This is a genomic window from Bacteroides sp. PHL 2737, assembly GCF_004115325.2.
GTDB lineage: Bacteria > Bacteroidota > Bacteroidia > Bacteroidales > Bacteroidaceae > Bacteroides > Bacteroides hominis.
Genome location: NZ_CP040630.1, coordinates 2,837,033 through 2,854,140 on the forward strand (window position 1 = coordinate 2,837,033; position 17,108 = coordinate 2,854,140).

The 17,108-nt window shown below is 48.0% G+C and carries 12 protein-coding genes; 6 read left to right on the forward strand and 6 right to left on the reverse strand.

The genetic code is table 11. The features are described 5' to 3' along the window. Positions 1-48: 48 nt before the first annotated feature. Complete coding sequence (locus tag DBK98_RS11585) at positions 49-1,293, forward strand: ABC transporter permease (RefSeq protein ID WP_032531923.1); 1,245 nt, start codon at positions 49-51, stop codon at positions 1,291-1,293. 5 nt (positions 1,294-1,298) lie between these two features. On the opposite strand, the gene DBK98_RS11590 is transcribed toward DBK98_RS11585, so the two are convergent. From DBK98_RS11590 to DBK98_RS11605, 4 genes are all read right to left on the reverse strand, one after another. Beyond that, positions 1,299-2,471: a glycosyltransferase gene (locus DBK98_RS11590; RefSeq protein ID WP_005809282.1), complete on the reverse strand. Its 1,173-nt coding sequence runs from the start codon at positions 2,469-2,471 to the stop codon at positions 1,299-1,301. A gap of 69 nt (positions 2,472-2,540) precedes the next feature. After that, positions 2,541-3,539 carry an AI-2E family transporter gene (locus DBK98_RS11595; protein WP_005809158.1) on the reverse strand — a complete coding sequence of 333 codons (999 nt, stop codon included), beginning with the start codon at positions 3,537-3,539 and terminating at the stop codon, positions 2,541-2,543. Positions 3,540-3,601: 62 nt separating this feature from the next. Further along, on the reverse strand, positions 3,602-4,858 hold the full coding sequence (locus tag DBK98_RS11600; RefSeq protein WP_005809155.1) for a PAS domain-containing sensor histidine kinase: 1,257 nt from the start codon (positions 4,856-4,858) through the stop codon (positions 3,602-3,604). Positions 4,859-4,863: 5 nt separating this feature from the next. Next, on the reverse strand, positions 4,864-6,204 hold the full coding sequence (locus DBK98_RS11605; RefSeq protein WP_032531853.1) for a sigma-54 dependent transcriptional regulator: 1,341 nt from the start codon (positions 6,202-6,204) through the stop codon (positions 4,864-4,866). Between the two features lie 281 nt (positions 6,205-6,485). On the opposite strand from DBK98_RS11605, the gene DBK98_RS11610 reads away from it, so the two are divergent. The 5 genes from DBK98_RS11610 to DBK98_RS11630 all read left to right on the forward strand — a co-directional run bounded on the left by DBK98_RS11610 (position 6,486) and on the right by DBK98_RS11630 (position 14,720). Continuing rightward, complete coding sequence (locus tag DBK98_RS11610; protein ID WP_032536354.1) at positions 6,486-7,805, forward strand: TolC family protein; 1,320 nt, start codon at positions 6,486-6,488, stop codon at positions 7,803-7,805. Positions 7,806-7,899: 94 nt separating this feature from the next. Further along, positions 7,900-9,147, forward strand: a complete 1,248-nt coding sequence (locus DBK98_RS11615) for an efflux RND transporter periplasmic adaptor subunit (protein WP_032536328.1) — start codon at positions 7,900-7,902, stop codon at positions 9,145-9,147. A 12-nt stretch (positions 9,148-9,159) separates the two neighbouring features. Continuing rightward, positions 9,160-11,565: an ABC transporter permease gene (locus DBK98_RS11620; protein ID WP_032536327.1), complete on the forward strand. Its 2,406-nt coding sequence runs from the start codon at positions 9,160-9,162 to the stop codon at positions 11,563-11,565. Between the two features lie 21 nt (positions 11,566-11,586). Further along, the gene (locus DBK98_RS11625) at positions 11,587-12,303 is read left to right on the forward strand and encodes an ABC transporter ATP-binding protein (protein WP_032536326.1); all 717 of its coding nucleotides are present in this window, start codon (positions 11,587-11,589) and stop codon (positions 12,301-12,303) included. Further along, positions 12,300-14,720: an ABC transporter permease gene (locus DBK98_RS11630; RefSeq protein WP_032536325.1), complete on the forward strand. Its 2,421-nt coding sequence runs from the start codon at positions 12,300-12,302 to the stop codon at positions 14,718-14,720. The genes DBK98_RS11625 and DBK98_RS11630 overlap by 4 nt, the downstream gene beginning before the upstream one ends. A gap of 148 nt (positions 14,721-14,868) precedes the next feature. On the opposite strand, the gene DBK98_RS11635 is transcribed toward DBK98_RS11630, so the two are convergent. Continuing rightward, positions 14,869-16,215: an NAD(P)/FAD-dependent oxidoreductase gene (locus tag DBK98_RS11635; protein WP_005776382.1), complete on the reverse strand. Its 1,347-nt coding sequence runs from the start codon at positions 16,213-16,215 to the stop codon at positions 14,869-14,871. Between the two features lie 227 nt (positions 16,216-16,442). Next, positions 16,443-17,084: a dethiobiotin synthase gene (gene bioD, locus DBK98_RS11640; protein WP_032536324.1), complete on the reverse strand. Its 642-nt coding sequence runs from the start codon at positions 17,082-17,084 to the stop codon at positions 16,443-16,445. Positions 17,085-17,108: the final 24 nt, after the last annotated feature.

Sequence of the window (17,108 nt, forward strand, 5' to 3'; positions counted from 1 at the left end):
TCACATAGTCAAAGCAACTCCGTTCCCTTTTCCAAAGAGAAGGGCAAGGTGAGGCTTTCCTATTTTCTTGCCCGTCGGATTTATCGTGATACGGACGGGGGGAAACAAGTTTCCCGTCCTGCTGTCCTGATTGCCATGATTGGCATTGCTATCGGCTTGGCGGTGATGATCATTGCCGTATCTGTAGTGATTGGTTTTAAGAGTGAGGTACGTAATAAAGTGATCGGCTTCGGCTCCCATATCCAAATCAGTAATTTTGATGCGGTAGGGTCCTACGAAACTCATCCGGTTGTGGTGGATGACAGTATGATGATCGCTCTTTCCGCCCGTCCGGAAGTGAAACATGTGCAGCGATATTCCACCAAACCGGGGATGATAAAGACAGATGACGCTTTTCAGGGCATGGTGCTCAAAGGTGTCGGTCCGGAGTTTGATCCTGCCTTTTTCCGCGACCATCTGGTAGAAGGAGAGATACCGGTCTTCAGTGATACGGCTTCCACCAATCAGGTGGTCATATCGAAAGCGATAGCTGACCGGCTGAAACTGAAACTGGGAGATAAAATATATGCCTATTTTATCCAGAAAGATGTGCGTGCCCGCCGATTGACGGTGAAAGGTATTTACCAAACGAACTTTTCTGAATATGATAATCTCTTTCTGCTGACTGACTTGTATTTGGTGAACCGTTTGAATAACTGGGCCCCCGGACAAGTGAGCGGAGCAGAGTTGCAGGTACGTGACTATGACAAACTGGAAGATATAACCTATGGTATAGCCGTTGATACGGACAATAAGCAAGATGTTTACGGGGGGACTTATTACGTACAGAGCATCGAACAAATGAATCCTCAGATATTTGCCTGGCTCGATCTGCTCGACCTGAATGTATGGGTCATTCTTATCCTGATGATTGGGGTAGCCGGCTTCACGATGATTTCCGGATTATTGATTATCATCCTTGAACGCACACAGATGATTGGTATCCTGAAGGCTTTGGGAGCCAATGATTTCACTATCCGTAAAGTATTTCTGTGGTTCTCTGTTTTTCTGATTGGGAAAGGGATGTTGTGGGGAAATGCAATTGGGATTACTTTCTGTGTTTTGCAGTCACAGTTGGGACTTTTTAAACTCGATCCCGAAACTTACTATGTAAGTATGGTGCCGGTTTCCATGAACATCTGGCTTTTCCTTCTGATCAATGCCGGCACCTTATTGGCTTCTGTATTAATGTTGGTCGGTCCCTCTTATTTGATTACCAAGATCAATCCAGCCAGTTCTATGCGGTACGAGTAGTCAAGTTATCTTCGCATAAAATCACCCTTTCTGCGATAGAGACGGTAGAGTCTGAACTTCAGGGATTGTAGCGGACGGATGATGTCGAAAACCGGTAGTGTAAAGTAGTAAGAGCGGTTGTCTCCCATCTCATTGGCTGTTTTGTTGATGACGTAGGCTTGCGCCGAATAACGTACGATCCATAACAATAGAGCCAGTCCCGCAGCCAGCCAGTGAAAAGAGAGGATACCGAATACGATTCCCGATAGGCAGGCGACATAAAACAATAGCCTCGTGGCGGTTTCCAACCCCAGTAACCAGCGTTGTGAACCTTTATAGAAGCGTGCGGTTGCCATATAGCTTACCTTTTCTTCTTTCCAGTCCTTATAGCGTTCCACAGGTTGCATCCGTATCACTGAATCCGGTGAGGTTTCCACCCGGGTATTGTTTTCATTGGCAATTTGGTTGATAAACAGGTCATCTTCTCCCCGCTGCATGTTCAAGTGGGTAGAAAATCCTTTGACTTTGAAGAACAATTCCTTGCGGTAGGCCAGGTTGCGCCCGATGCCCATGTACGGTTTACCCGCCAGGGCAAAACCCAGATAGCGAAGCGAGGTGAAAAGCGAGTCGAAAGATACCCGTTTGTGCAGCCATCCTTTTCCCCGTTCGTAACCGCTATATCCCAGTACGATGTCTGTACTCGGCGTGAAATTGCGTGCTATCCGTCGAAGCCACTTGTCACTGACCGGAGTGCAGTCGGCCTCGGTGAATACCAGCCAGTCATATTTACTGGCTTTAATGCCCAGCGTCAGTGCCAGTTTCTTCCGGCTGATGTACCGCGCGCTGTCCGGTGTGAAACTGTGATACAGGTTCGGGTATTCTTCTTCCAGCTCTGACAGGAGATCTTCGCTTTCGTCCGTAGAACCATCGTTGATGACGATTACTTCAAAGTCCGGATAATCCTGTTTCAGGATAGCGGGTAGGTTTCGGCGCAGGTTTTCCGATTCGTTGCGTGCACAGATGACTACAGACAGCGGGGGAAGTTCCCGTCCGAAGTGTACTTCATCTTTTCCAACAGCAAGGTTGTGGGTGTGTATCCGGTTATACAGTCCGAGATAGTAGATAAGTTGAACGATCAAAAGAACGCCTGCGGCTGATAGCAGTATCAGTTCGGCCGTATTGAATGTGAATGCTTCCATTGAATCTTACAAGATGTTTACGTCACAAAAGTACATAATTTTTCAGAGATTAGGTGATTTGTTTCTTTCTTATTTCTTATTGTCCAGATATTCCTTTTTGAACATATCGACAAATAACAAGAACAGCGATAATATAAGCGGTCCGAAGATGACTCCCATGAATCCGAACAACGGTAATCCGATGACTACACCGAAGATTGTAATAAGCGGATGGGTGTCTGCCATTTTCTTCTGTAAGATAAAGCGTATCAGGTTGTCACATTGCGAAACGACAATTCCTCCGTAAGCTGCCAGTCCGATGGCGTTTGCCCATTCACCGGTCAGTGCAAGGTAGGCAGCCACCGGAAACCAGACGAGAGCAGTCCCCACCATCGGGATGATTGTAGCAAAACAAGTCAGAACACCCACTAACCAGGCATTCGGTGCTCCGAAGATAAAGTAGCCGATCAGTGCGACTCCTCCCTGAATAACGGCAAGTAAGGGAATGCCGATGGCATTGGAGCGGACAATCATGTTGATATTGTGTGTTACCTCCCGGGTGTTTTTCTCATTGAAAGGTAGGATGTCGTCAATGTAGGACTCCATTTTGGTTCCTCCTATCAGCATGAAATAAAGTACAAAGACCAGAACAAACAGGTTGATTGCAAAGCTGCTGATACCTCCCATGACTGCCTGTCCTATTTTGGGGAGCAGAGAAACGATGAACGAAAGTGTGTCACTGCCCAGTACGTCATATCCTGTTTTCGCCTTGATGATCCCTGCCAATTCTTCAACAGGGGCAATAATGGCCTGTGGGTCCAGATTGATGTCCTGCAACTTGTTGACCAGCATCCATACAATCAGAGAAATAGGTACCAGGAAGCACAGGATGGCTTCACCTGTAATCAGCAGGGCTGCGAAACTTCGTTTCATTCGTGCACCGAGATACATCATTTGTCGCCGGACCAGGATATAGATGGTGAGTGCTCCCAATAATCCGCCGAGAAAAGGGGTAATTTGCCGGAACAAGATGATGCCCAGTCCGATGATGATGATAATTAAAGAATATTTCCAATATTTTTCTTTCATAATAAATAAAAAGGAGAGTAGAGATTCCTCTCTATTTATAACATTACACCTACTAAAATGTTTCAGTCCTGAGGCAGGTCGATACTGAAAATTGTTTGTCCCGGACGACTCTTACGGATCGATAAGTGTCCGTCATGTTGTCGGATGATCTGCTTGCAGAGACTGAGTCCTATTCCGCTTCCTTCCGCTTTTGTGGTAAAGAAAGGAATGAAGATCTGCTCACGTATCTCTTCCGGGATGCCGGGACCATTGTCTTCTATTTCTATCAGCAGACGGTCTGCCTGTTGCAGGCGGAGGATGATTCTGCCTTCCGTCTGTCCTTCGAGAGCCTGCATCGCATTCTTCAGTAAGTTGAGGAATACTTGTGACAGCTGGTTTGCGTCGCCGTCGGTTTCTATCGAATCCGGTGTGGATTGTAACACGAAGTGAATGCCACGTTCGCGGAAATCACTTTGCAACAGTTCTTCCAGGTTGCGCAACATATCGGTCAGTGAGAAACGTTTCTTTTCCGGGTGAGGGAGGTAGGACAGATGCCGGAATGATTCCGTGAATTCCATCAGCCGTTCGCTTTGCGTTTGGATAATCCGTAGTCCGCGGGCTGACTTTTCGTTGATATCCGGATATGCGGATAAGGTTTGTGAGAGTGAAATGATCGGTGCAATCGTGTTCATGATTTCATGGGTCAGCACATGTGTCAGTTTGCTCCACGATTCACTCTCCTTATCACTCAGCTCGTCACCGATATCTTTGATGGATAAGATGGTTATGGTTTCACCTTCCAGGATCATCTCTTTTCGGGATATGCTGAGGCTGTCGCGAATGCCGGTTGCATTCAGCAGTTGTGCCAGTTGCATTTCGGTGTAAAGACGGTTGCACTTCAGCAGAGAGAAGGCAGCACTGTTGGCAGTGATGATTCGGCCCGAAGCATCCCAGGCAAGCACGCCGCTGGGCACTTCTTCAAGTAACGACCGGTAGAAGTGCTCCTGTTTCTGGTTTTCGCCTTTGGTACGGGCAAGCAGGTCATTGAGCCGGTTGAGCGAACGGTTCAGTTGTTCCTGTTCTTTGCTGACATTCACTTCCGGAAAGTAGAGCATATTGTCTTTATCCTGCACTGCATCGAAGAACAATTTGATTTTTCGGTTGAATGTATTTAGCCGCCGGGTCAGTGCACCGATCTGAAAAAGAGAACATAGCAACAATATACTGCCGATGATGTATCCGGTGCCGGATAAGATCAGCCATAGTCCGGCACCTGCCGTAGCGAGTATCAGTACGATGTGGAGCAGTATAATGAAATAGATGCGTCGGCTGAATATCATCGGGGTCAGAGTTTGAATCGTTTGAGCTTGTTATACAACGTTTGCCGGCTCACGCCCAGTTGCTCGGCAGCGGCAGTCAGGTTACCGTTGTTTTGCAGGATGGCAGTTTCGATGGCTTGCCGTTCCACCTCTTCCAGATTGGGAACGGTGACTGCTGCCTGTGGCTGCCAGGTCTGTTTCACCAAGATATCTTTAGGGCGGATCACGCTGCCCTCACACAAGATGACCGCTTTCTCGATGGTATGCTGCAACTCCCGGATATTGCCCGGCCAGTGATACCCGCGCAGTTTTTCAACAGTCTGTTCGTGCATCCGTATTTCCTGACGTTGATATTTGGAAGCGAATTTACGTAAGAAACCGTCGATAAAGAGCAAAATGTCGTCTCCCCGCTCACGCAAGGGAGGCAGTTCCAGGTGGATGGTGTTGATGCGGTAGAACAAGTCTTCACGAAACATCCCCTCTTTTACCATTGCGGGTATGTCCTTGTTTGTTGCCGAAATCAGGCGGATATCCACCGGGATCACTTTGTTGCTTCCCAACCGCATCACATTGCGGCTTTGGAGTACCGTGAGCAACTTGGCCTGGAGCGACAGGGGCAGGTTGCCTATTTCGTCCATAAACAGTGAACTTCCGTCGGCGGCCTCAAACTTTCCCCGGCGGCTTTCGTAAGCATCGGTGAAAGCCCCCCGTTCGTGCCCGAACAGTTCACTCTCGAACAGTGATTCGCTGATCGCTCCCATGTCTACGTTCAGCATCGGGCGTGCACCGCGAGGTGAAAGGCGGTGAATCTCCCGTGCCAATATCTCTTTACCGGTTCCGTTTTCTCCTGTTATCAGGATGTTGGCATCTGTCCGTGCCACTTTAGATACTACTTTCATCAGTTGCAGCATGGCAGGCGAATGTCCAACCAGCATTTCGAACCCTTCTTTTTTGTTTTCCTTTGTCTGCCGTTCCGAAGGTTTCATGTTATTGCGGTAGGCTTCCGTCACTTTATCGATCAGGGCCTGATTATCCCATGGCTTCAGGAGGAAGTCGGCAGCTCCGTTTTTGAGTGCTTTTACGGCAAGTTCCACGTCTCCGTAAGCAGTCAGCATCACTACGGGCAGAGTAGGAGCCATCTTCCGGATATGTCCCAGCCAATACAGCCCTTCGTTGCCATTATTGATGCCTGCCGAGAAGTTCATATCCAGGATGACCACGTCGATGCGGTGGGTCGTCAGCAGGGCAGTGATCTGATTCGGGTTCGAAGCCGTCAGTATCTTGCAGAAGTAGTTTTCAAGCAAAAGTTCGAGTGAAGCCAACACCCCTTTGTTATCGTCTACAATCAGAATAGTTCCCGTGTTCATGATATCTCCTTTTGATTCGCTTCCTGTTTTTAAGTTCGTGGTAAAGATATTTGTTTTTGTAACTCCCTGCAAGAGAGTGTCCAATAATTAGACGTTTTCGAATTGAGAATTTATATGGGAAGGGGATGTGGGGACAAATCCGGGGAATGTTGACGTCAACCGTCCAATATCTGTACGCAGTAGCGTCCAAATATTGGACGGTATCTTTTTATTGATAAGTCTATGTGGTTGAATTTTAGTTGTTTATTCTTTTTGGCACACTCTTTGCCCAGATGGTTTATATGAAACATCTTATATCACTTTGTACTTTATTTCTTTTTTCCGCTCTTTTGTCTGCACAGACAGAGAGATCGCTCGACGAATGTATTCGTATCGCATGGAAACAGAATCCGTCTTTGCGGAATAGCGAGATAGATATCAAGGAAAACCGGATGAACTATATCTCTGCCGTGGGGAGTTTCCTTCCCCGCGTCAGTGTATCGGCCGAAGCCGGACGAAACTTCGGACATTCCATCGATCCGAGCACCAACGGATACACCAATAATACGTTCGATGAAGGAACCGTGGGGTTGGACATGACGCTTTCCCTTTTCGAAGGTTTCACCCGCATCAACCGGGTACGTTTTGAGAAGATGAACCGCAGCCGGAGTGAATGGGCTTTGAAGGAACGGCGCAACGAACTTGCCTGCCGGGTGACGGATGCCTATTATAAACTCCTGCTTGAAGAGCGGATGCTCGATCTGGCTTTTGAGCAGAGCCGGCTAAGCGAACGTTATCTCAAACAAACCGAAGCTTTTGTAGAACTGGGTTTGAAGTCGGTTTCCGACTTACAGGAAGTCAAAGCCCGTCGCGAGGGTGATATTTACCGTTACCAGGTGCGTGAGAACGGTTGCCGCCTGGCATTGCTCCAACTGAAACAATTGTTGAACCTGCATGCCGGGGATACGTTGGTACTTCAGGATACAATCAACTACGAATCTCTTCCGCCTTGTTCGCTGCCCCAGACAGATGAGCTCTATATGCAATCTCTGGTAGCAATGCCTTCGATGCGGATGATGGAACTCAGGCAGCGGGCCGCCCGTAAAGAGTATGCCATGGCGGGCGGTAAGTTCTCGCCGACGGTTTTTGCCCGTTTCTCAATGGCCTCCCGTTATCTCGACGGTTTTTCTACCAAACAGCTGAACGACAATTTAGGAAAGTATATCGGTGTCGGCATTTCCATCCCTTTATTGAGCGGGTTGGAACGACTGACCACCCTGCGCAAACACAAGTTGAATATATTCCGTCTCCGGAACGAGGAAGAACTTCAAAAACAACAACTCTATACAGAGGTGGAGCAAACGGTTCTTTCTCTTCGTTCCGGATATGATGAATTCCGGCAGGTATTGCAGCAGTTCAGGGCCGAAGAACTGGTACTGAAAGAATCCGAACGGAAATGGGAAGAGGGGCTTATCTCCGTATTCCAGCTGATGGAAGCCCGCAATCGCTTTATCTCTGCCAAGGCCGAGTTGACCCGGGTGCGCTTACAGGTGGATATGACCCGGAAGATGGAAACTTATTATCGGACGGGAAGCTTTTGTACGTTGCCCGGTGAGAAGTGATATACGGGGTATGTGACCGGTGCATCGTTCCTTTACGACCTGACGGCATAACCTTATAAACAAACGTGAATCATACATAAAACAATAACTATCTATGGATACAATGATCGAACGGAAGCCCGGAATGAAGCGAAAACATTATTATGCTATTGCCGGAGCCGTGGCACTGGTGGGACTTATCTTTTATTTTATTTTCAGGGACACTTCCTCTTCTATGAGTGTAGAAAAAGACCGGCTGACCATTGCTACTGTTACCCGCGGAGAGTTCAGTGATTACATCCGGGTCATCGGACAAGTGATACCCAACCGCATCATCTATATGGATGCGGTAGAGGGAGGCCGTGTCGAGGAGCGCCTGAAAGAAGAGGGGGCCATCGTCAAAGCAGGCGACGTCATTCTACGTCTCAGCAATCCGCTCCTGAACATCGGGATCATGCAGAGCGAAGCCGATCTCGCCTATCAGGAAAACGAGTTGCGCAACACCCGCATCAGTATGGAACAGGAGCGCTTGCGGCTGAAGCAGGAGCGCATCGGGCTGAGTAAGGAACTGGCTGTGAAGAAGCGTCGTTACGACCAGTACAGCCGTCTTATCAAAGAGCAACTGATAGCACAGGAAGACTTCCGGCTGGCACGTGAAGAGTATGAGGCGGCACGGGCACAACTGGATGTTGTGGACGAACGTATCCGTCAGGACAATATTTTCAGGGAGAGTCAGGTTCATAGTCTCGATGAAAACATCCGTAATATGAAGCGCAGTCTTGCCCTGGTACGTGAACGGGTGGAAAACCTGAAAGTAAAAGCTCCCATAGACGGACAGGTGGGGAACCTCGATGCTCAGATCGGCCAGTCCATTGCTGCCGGCGAGCATATCGGACAGATCATTACACCCGATTTGAAAGTGCAGGCACAGATCGATGAGCATTATGTGGAACGGGTGGTTCCCGGACTTCCGGCTGATTTTACCCGTGACGGAGGAAACTATAAACTCGAGGTGACCAAACCCTATCCCGAGGTAAAGGAGGGCCAGTTCCGTACCGACCTTCAATTTACTTCCGGACGTCCCGAGAACATCCGTGCCGGACAGACTTATCACATCAATCTTCAGTTGGGAGATCCTGCCCAGGCCATTCTTGTTCCTCGTGGCGGATTCTTTCAAATAACCGGGGGCCGCTGGATGTATGTTGTTGACGAAAGTGGTAAATTTGCCACGCGCCGTCCCATCCGGATCGGACGGCAGAACCCGCAATATTATGAAGTGACCGAGGGATTGAAACCGGGTGACCGGGTGATTGTATCCGGATATGAATTGTTTGGGGATAACGAGAAACTTATATTGAAATAAGAACCGAATACTATGAACTACATTTCGCAAGTGATACGAAGCCAGCGGGTTAAAAAGTCTCTGACGCTGATAAACATAACAGGGTTGTCGGTCTGCATTGCGGCGGCACTTCTTATTATGCTTTATGTCTGGTCGGAGTTAAGTTATGATTCATTTCATGATACCGACCGTGTGTATCGTGTTGAAAGCAGACTGTATGAGGGCGAGATGCTGACGGATAATTGGGCTACTACGGCTTATGGGCATGCTCCTGCCATGAACAGGGAAATAGCGGGAATTGAGAAGTACGTCCGTGTTACGGCTCAGGATCGCGAGCAGGTGGTGAATTACTTCGACAGGAGATTTGCCGAGGAACATTACTGCTATACCGAGCCTGCCTTTTTCGAAATATTCAACTTCCCCATAGTTAAAGGAGAAAAGACCGGGCAACTGGTACGCCCTAATACGGTGGTACTGACTGAAAGCGCTGCAAGCCGCTATTTTGGTGAAGAAGACCCGATAGGCAAGATACTGACCTTCAGTACCTCTTCATCACAGCAAAACTTTGAAGTAACGGGCATTATTGCCGATATGCCTGTCCGTTCGCACCTGCGCTACGATTTCCTGCTTTCCTACAATACGATTCCCAAGGAACGGCAGGACATCTGGTACATTCACGGTGTATATACTTACGTCCGCTTGATGCCCGGAAAGACTCCGGGAGAAATTGAACAGGCTTTCCGTGACATATCCGACAAGTACAAGACTGATGCACTGAAACATAAAACCTGGGCTGTAGAACTGATCCCGTTGAAAGACATTCACCTTACTCCTCAAAAAGCATACGAGAAAGAGGTGAAAGGAAGCCGGACGGCGGTTCTTATTTTGTTCGTAATGTCCGCCATTCTGCTGCTGATAGGTTGGGCAAATGCCTTGAACCTGACCGTAGCCCGCTTTTTGGAGCGTGGACGGGAGTTCGGGCTCCGTAAAGCTTTTGGTGCTTCGCGCCGTCAGATTATTATCCAGGGACTTCTTGAGTCCGGTTTCATGAACTTGCTGGCTACGTTGATAGCTTTCGGCTGGCTGGAACTCCTCTTACCCCTTGTCTATCGCTGGGCAGGGCAAAACTTCGGGACAGACATACTTATGCAACCCGCTTTTTGGGGGATTGTAGCCGGAGTGGTTATCATCGGTACGTTGGTTGTAGGGCTTTATCCTTCCTGGCTGATGGTCACTATCCGTCCGTCGGAGATTATGCGCGGTAAACTGTTGCACGGAAAGAGAGGCAACCGGATCAGAAAGGCGTTGATTGTTGTTCAGTTCCTGGCTTCTTTTGTTCTGATTGCAGGCACGTTTACTGTGTTTCAACAGGTCCGTTACATGCAGCGTGAGGCCGAATCGGATCTGAATACCCGCATTCTGGTCATTAAATATCCTTCGTTCACTGAGGGACTGTCGCTGCGCATGGAGAGCTTCACCAAACGTTTGAAGCAACGGGCGGATGTAAGTCACGTGACAGTTTCGGGAGCTGTTCCCGGTGTGGAAGTTGCCAACTATTTTACCAATCGGCCGTATGGAAGCGATCCCTCACAAGTAAAATTGATACAGATGTTTTCTGTCGATTACGACTATTTGTCTGCTTATATGCCCCGTATGGTTTGCGGACGAAGTTTTTCCGAAGATTATGGTGGCGATCTTAACCGGGTGGTGCTTAACGAAGAAGCTGTCAGGCTGTTGGGCTACGAATCGGCAGAAGCGGCGTTGGGGCAACAACTTAAAATGGAAGTGGTTAGTGACCCGCTTGAGATAATAGGAGTGGTGGAGAACTACCACCAGCAATCGCTTGCCGTGGCTTACAAGCCTATCATTTTCTTTTTGAAAGAGCGTGTTCCTTTTATTGCAACGCCTTATATTTCTGTCTGTTTGAAAGGAAAGGGGGATGCCGGTGTCTTGACGGAAATTGAACAGATGTATCGTGAATACTTCCCGACTTCTTTATTTTCTTATTTCTTTTTGAATGATTTTAATGAATTCCTATACAAATCCGATCGTAATTTTGGCTGGATATTTGCCAGTGCCTCATTGCTTGCTGTATTTGTTGCTTGCCTTGGATTGTGGATTGTAACACTGTTTTCCACCTTGTCACGTTTGAAGGAGGTGGGTATCCGCAAAGTGCTCGGCGCAAATAAAACCAGCCTGTTCTTTGTCCTGACCAAAGAACTGTTGTTGCTTACCGTATGGGCATCTGCAATCGGTATTCCTGTATCGGCAGTGCTGATGAATGCTTGGCTGGAAACGTACGCTTTCCACATTTCGCTGTCCTGGTGGATATATGCAGCCACTTTTGTACTGCTGATACTGATAGCCTTTCTCACTGTGTTCCAACAGGTATGGCGTACCATCCGCCAGAAACCTATGCGCATTTTAAAATATGAATAACTAATATAATATATAACGATTATGATTAAAACAGAAAAACTGTCTATGCTCTTCACCACCGAGGAGGTGCAGACCAAAGCGTTGAATGAAGTGACCATGCAAGTGGAGCGGGGAGAATTTGTAGCTATCATGGGTCCTTCCGGGTGTGGCAAGTCTACTCTGCTGAATATCCTGGGTACACTCGATTCACCCACTTCCGGTTCTTACTTCTTCGAAGGCAAACAGGTGGACAAGATGAACGAGAACCAACTGACGGCCCTGCGTAAGGGAAATCTGGGATTTATTTTCCAGAGTTTCAACCTGATTGACGAACTGACCGTATACGAGAATGTGGAGCTTCCTCTGGTATATCTGGGCATGAAACCTGCCGTACGGAAAGAAAAGGTGAAACAGGTACTTGAGAAAGTAAATTTGTTGCACCGTGCCAATCATTTTCCACAACAGCTTTCCGGTGGACAACAACAGCGCGTCGCCATAGCCCGTGCCGTGGTGACGGACTGTAAATTGTTGCTTGCCGATGAACCGACCGGAAACCTCGACTCGGTAAACGGTGTGGAAGTGATGGAGCTACTACGGGAACTGAACCGTCAGGGGACTACCATCATCATCGTTACTCACTCGCAGCGTGATGCGACTTATGCCCACCGGATTATCCGCCTGCTCGATGGGAAGATCGTAGCCGAGAATATCAACCGTCCGCTGGCCGAAACTTCCGGGACTAATACAGAGAGCGTATGATAGGGAATTATTGGAATAGTGCCTATCGTAACCTGATGAAACGGAAGGGATTCAGTTTCATCAATGTTTTCGGATTGGCAGTCGGCATGGCATCTGCCTTGCTGATATTGACTTATGTCACTTTTGAGTTCAGTTTCGACAAGATGCACGAGAAGTACGAACGCATTTTCCGTGTGGAAAGCACTTTCTATGAAGGCGAAGTACAGACCGACTATTGGGCCAGCAGTTCGTTTGGTTATGGTTCGGCCATGAAAGAGAATCTGGCCGGAATTGAAGACTATACGCGGGTGGTCTCCTTGTATCAGCCGGAACAGATTGTGAAGTATGGTGAACTTACTTTACGTGAAAACCAGATTGCTTATGCCGATCCCGGCTTCTTCCGTTTGTTCGACTTTGAGTTGGTGAAGGGAGATAAGGCCACTTGCCTCTCCATGCCCCGGCAGGTGGTCATCACCGAACGGATTGCCCGTAAATATTTTCAGGATGAAGATCCCATCGGTAAGATACTTATCTTTACTGGACCTTATGACAAGGTGGTTTGCGAAGTGACCGGTGTTATGAAAGAGATGCCTTCCAATTCACATGCCCATTACAATTTCCTGATTTCCTATAAATCGCTCGGACAGTATTTGCATGATTATTGGTATAAGCACGAGGTTTATACTTACGTATTACTCGATTCTCCCGAAAGGAAGGCAGAAATAGAAGAAGCGTTTCCGGCAATGGCGGAGAAATATAAGACGGACGAGGCTTTGAAGAACAAAATCTGGGGCGTTTCACTGACTCCATTGGCCGATATCCATCTCAAACCCCAAGTGGGATACGAGGCCGAGATCAAAGGAAACCGCACGGCGATGATTGCCCTGATCTTTGCTGCCATAGCCATTCTGGCAATTGCCTGGATCAATTATATCAACCTGACCGTAGCCCGTTCGATGGAACGTGCCAAGGAAGTAGGGGTACGCCGGGTGATAGGAGCTTTCCGCAAACAGCTTATTTCACAGTTCTTATTTGAGGCTTTGGTGATGAACTTGGTTGCTTTTGTGCTGGCTGTGGGGCTGATTGAACTGGTTCTCCCGTATTTCAATCAGTTGGTAAGCCGTACGGTTACCTTCTCTGTCTGGTTGACCGGATATTGGTGGCTGTTACTGTTGTTCGTGTTAGTTGGCGGTATTTTCCTTTCCGGTTACTATCCTGCGCTGGCACTGCTGAATCGTAAACCGATTACGTTGCTGAAGGGAAAGTTCCTCAACAGTAAGTCGGGAGAAGGCACTCGCAAAGTGCTCGTGGTTGTTCAGTATACAGCTTCCATGATTCTGTTGTGCGGTACATTGATTGTGTTTGCGCAGTTGAACTTCATGCGCAGTCAGTCGTTGGGAGTGAAGACGGACCAGACCCTGGTGGTGAAATTCCCCGGACGGACCGAAGGGATGAATACCAAACTCGAAGCCATGAAGAAAGCTATTGCCCGTCTGCCTTTGGTGGATAAAGTCACTTTTTCCGGTGCGGTTCCGGGTGAAGAGGTGGCTACCTTCTTATCCAATCGCCGGAAAAGCGACGCTTTGAAGCAAAACCGGCTCTATGAAATGCTGGTGTGTGACCCGGACTACATCGATGCTTACGGACTTCAGCTTGTGGCTGGACGCGGGTTCTCCGAGGATTATGGAGACGACGTGAATAAGTTGGTGGTCAACGAGTCTGCTGTCCGTAACTTAGGACTTGCTTCTAACGAAGAGGCTCTCGGCGAAGAGATAGAGGTGGAGTGTACCGATGCTCCGATGCAGATCATCGGCGTGGTGAAGGATTATCACCAGCAGGCACTCAATAAAAACTATACGCCGATTATGTTGATTCATAAAGATAAAATCGACTGGTTGCCGCAGCGGTATATCTCTGTTGTGATGAAGTCCGGCGATCCGAAAGAGCTGGTGTCACAGGTTGAGGAGATCTGGCATCGTTATTTCGAAGATTCCAGTTACGACTTCTTCTTCCTCGACCAGTTCTTCGATCATCAGTATCGGCAGGACGAGGTGTTCGGTGTCATGATCGGCTGTTTTACAGGTCTGGCTATTTTCATCTCTTGTCTGGGATTGTGGGTACTGGTAATGTTTTCGTGCTCGACGCGTACCAAGGAGATGGGGATCCGGAAAGTATTGGGGGCTACCCGTTGGAATCTGTTCTATCAACTGGGTAAAGGCTTCTTCCAATTGATCCTGGTAGCAGTAGTCATTGCGCTGCCCGTCGCCTGGTTCAGCATGAATGCCTGGTTGAGTCATTATGCTTTCCGCACGGACCTGAAAGCATGGTTCTTTATAATTCCGGTAGTGTTGATGCTGCTGATTTCGTTTGTGACAGTAGCCTGCCAGACAGTGAAGATCATAGTGGGAAAACCGGCACGGTCATTACGATATGAGTAACCTGACGGAATAGATACGAATACAATTCACCGCAGAGTACACGGAGTACACAGAGATTAAAAACTCTGTGTACTCTGTAGTGGATTAAAAGTCATTGCAAAATCAGTTGGTTTAATTTCTCCGATTCCTGAGCGGAGCGATAATTCCTTTATGGCTGTGTATGGTTCTCTTCACCCCAATGCGTTTTTGCTTCCAGTTCTTCACGGTCACGCACCTCTTTTGCTTTCTTTGCATAAACAATCATTCGCAGAGACTGGTCGTAAGTGAAGTAATTCCATATCCAGTTGAGCAATACGTTTGCTTTGTTTCGCACTCCCAGGATGGAACGTAAGTGAACAACCAACCACATCACCCAGGCCAGCCATCCGGCGGTTTTGAAACTGCTGAACTCTGCTACGGCACGGTTGCGTCCTACGGTTGCCATCGATCCCAGGTTGCGGTAATGGAACGGTTGCATCGGTTTTCCCTTTTCCAGTCTTTGCAGGTTTTTGGCAAGCAGCTCTCCTTGTTGGATGGCTACTTGTGCCAGTTGCGGGTGTCCGTTGGGATAGTTCTTGTCCGTGGTCTGGATACACTGGTCGCCGATTGCGAAAATATGCTCAGTTCCCTGTACACGGTTAAATTCGTCTACCTTGATTCTTCTTCCCCGTCCCAGTAACTCTCCGCTGATATTGCCAAAGGTGATGGCTGCCACACCACTCACCCAGATGAAGGTGCGTGTGGCTATCTCTGTCCCGTCTTCCAACACCACTTTATGATCTTTGTAGTCCGTCACCCGCTTGTTCAGCAGGATGTTGACTCCCATTTCGCGTAGGAACTGTTCGGCATGACGCGATGAATCTTCGGACATTCCGGCCAACAGTCTGTCTCCTGCTTCAATCAGATAGACGTGCATCAGGCTGCTGGGCATATCCGGATAATCATTGGGGAGTACGAACTTTTTCATTTCCGAAAGTACTCCGGCTATCTCCACTCCGGTGGCTCCCCCGCCCACTACGACAACATTAAGCAACTCCTGTCGCTCACGTTCTGTGGCGCAGGTGATTGACCGTTCAAAGTTTGCCAGTAGAGCATTTCTCAATCCCATGGCTTCCGAAACGGTTTTCATAGGCATGGCTTCTTCTTCGATGTGTTCGTTGCCGAAGAAGTTCGAAGTAGTGCCGGCTGCCAATACCAGGTAATCATATTCTGCTTTACCGATGGAAGTCTGGATCATCTTTTTCTCGGGGAAAATGGCCCGTACCTCTGCCATGCGGAAGTAAAAGTCTTTTCGCTTCTGAAAAATCTTCCGGAAAGGGAAGGAGATAGAGCTGGGTTCAAGTCCGGCGGATGCGACCTGATAAATCAGGGGAGGAAACTGATGATAATTGTTCTTGTCTACTAAAACAACCTGAAAGCCAGATTTCTTTAGCTTGTTGGCCAACTTGAGACCACCGAAGCCACCACCTACGATGATGACACGCTTCTTGTCGTTTTTTACAATGTTGAAACTCATACTGAAAACTTCTATTTAACCTGATGTGTCTAAAAACTAATGTCATGAAATAAACATTTATCATCGGTATAAAGTTTCCGTAAACAGCAATTAAAATACTTGTTATCATCACAGGTTAAGAGATTACACAAAGATATAACAGCCGGAGTTGCTTATCCGTGAATTGCCTGTTTGTGTAATCCGTTAATCTGTGGTGAAAGAGATTTTGCAATAGTGTATCGTGGCGTTTATAATTCCGGTACTGTCCTGAATTTAGTTTCCGGGAAATGCTTCTGCAGATACCGTTGGATAAATTGCTGTGTATCCTCTTGTATGGTTCGGTCTTCGACTGTGGGATAGAGGTTGTATAACACCGTATCCAGTTCGATGCCCCGGCTTTTGATAGCTTCCAGGCTGAGTAGAGTATGGTTGATGCTGCCCAGCTTGCCCGAAGTGACAAAAAGTAACGGATAACCCTTTTGCGCTACATAGTCGATGGTCAGGAACTCTTCGGAGAGTGGAACCATCAGTCCGCCGGCACCTTCGAGCAGGACGATGTCATAACGGTGGCTCAACTCTTCTGTGGCACGTTCTATCTTGTCGAAATCGATAGGCCGTCCGTCGATGTGTGAGGCGAGATGTGGAGAACAGGGATAAGAAAAGATTTCAGGCATGGTCAATCCTTCCCGGTCGTCATCGGTAAGGGCGATGTCCATGATGCGGCGGTGCAGGTCGATATCTTCCGAATGACCCGTATTTCCGGTCTGGATAAACTTTTGGGTAATGGTACGTTGGCCTTTCCGGTTCAATTCCCGTGCCAGATAACCTGTGGCATAACTCTTTCCTGCATCTGTATCGATGCCGCTGATAAAATACACATTCTTTTTCATACTTCTTATGTTTGAGACCCGCAG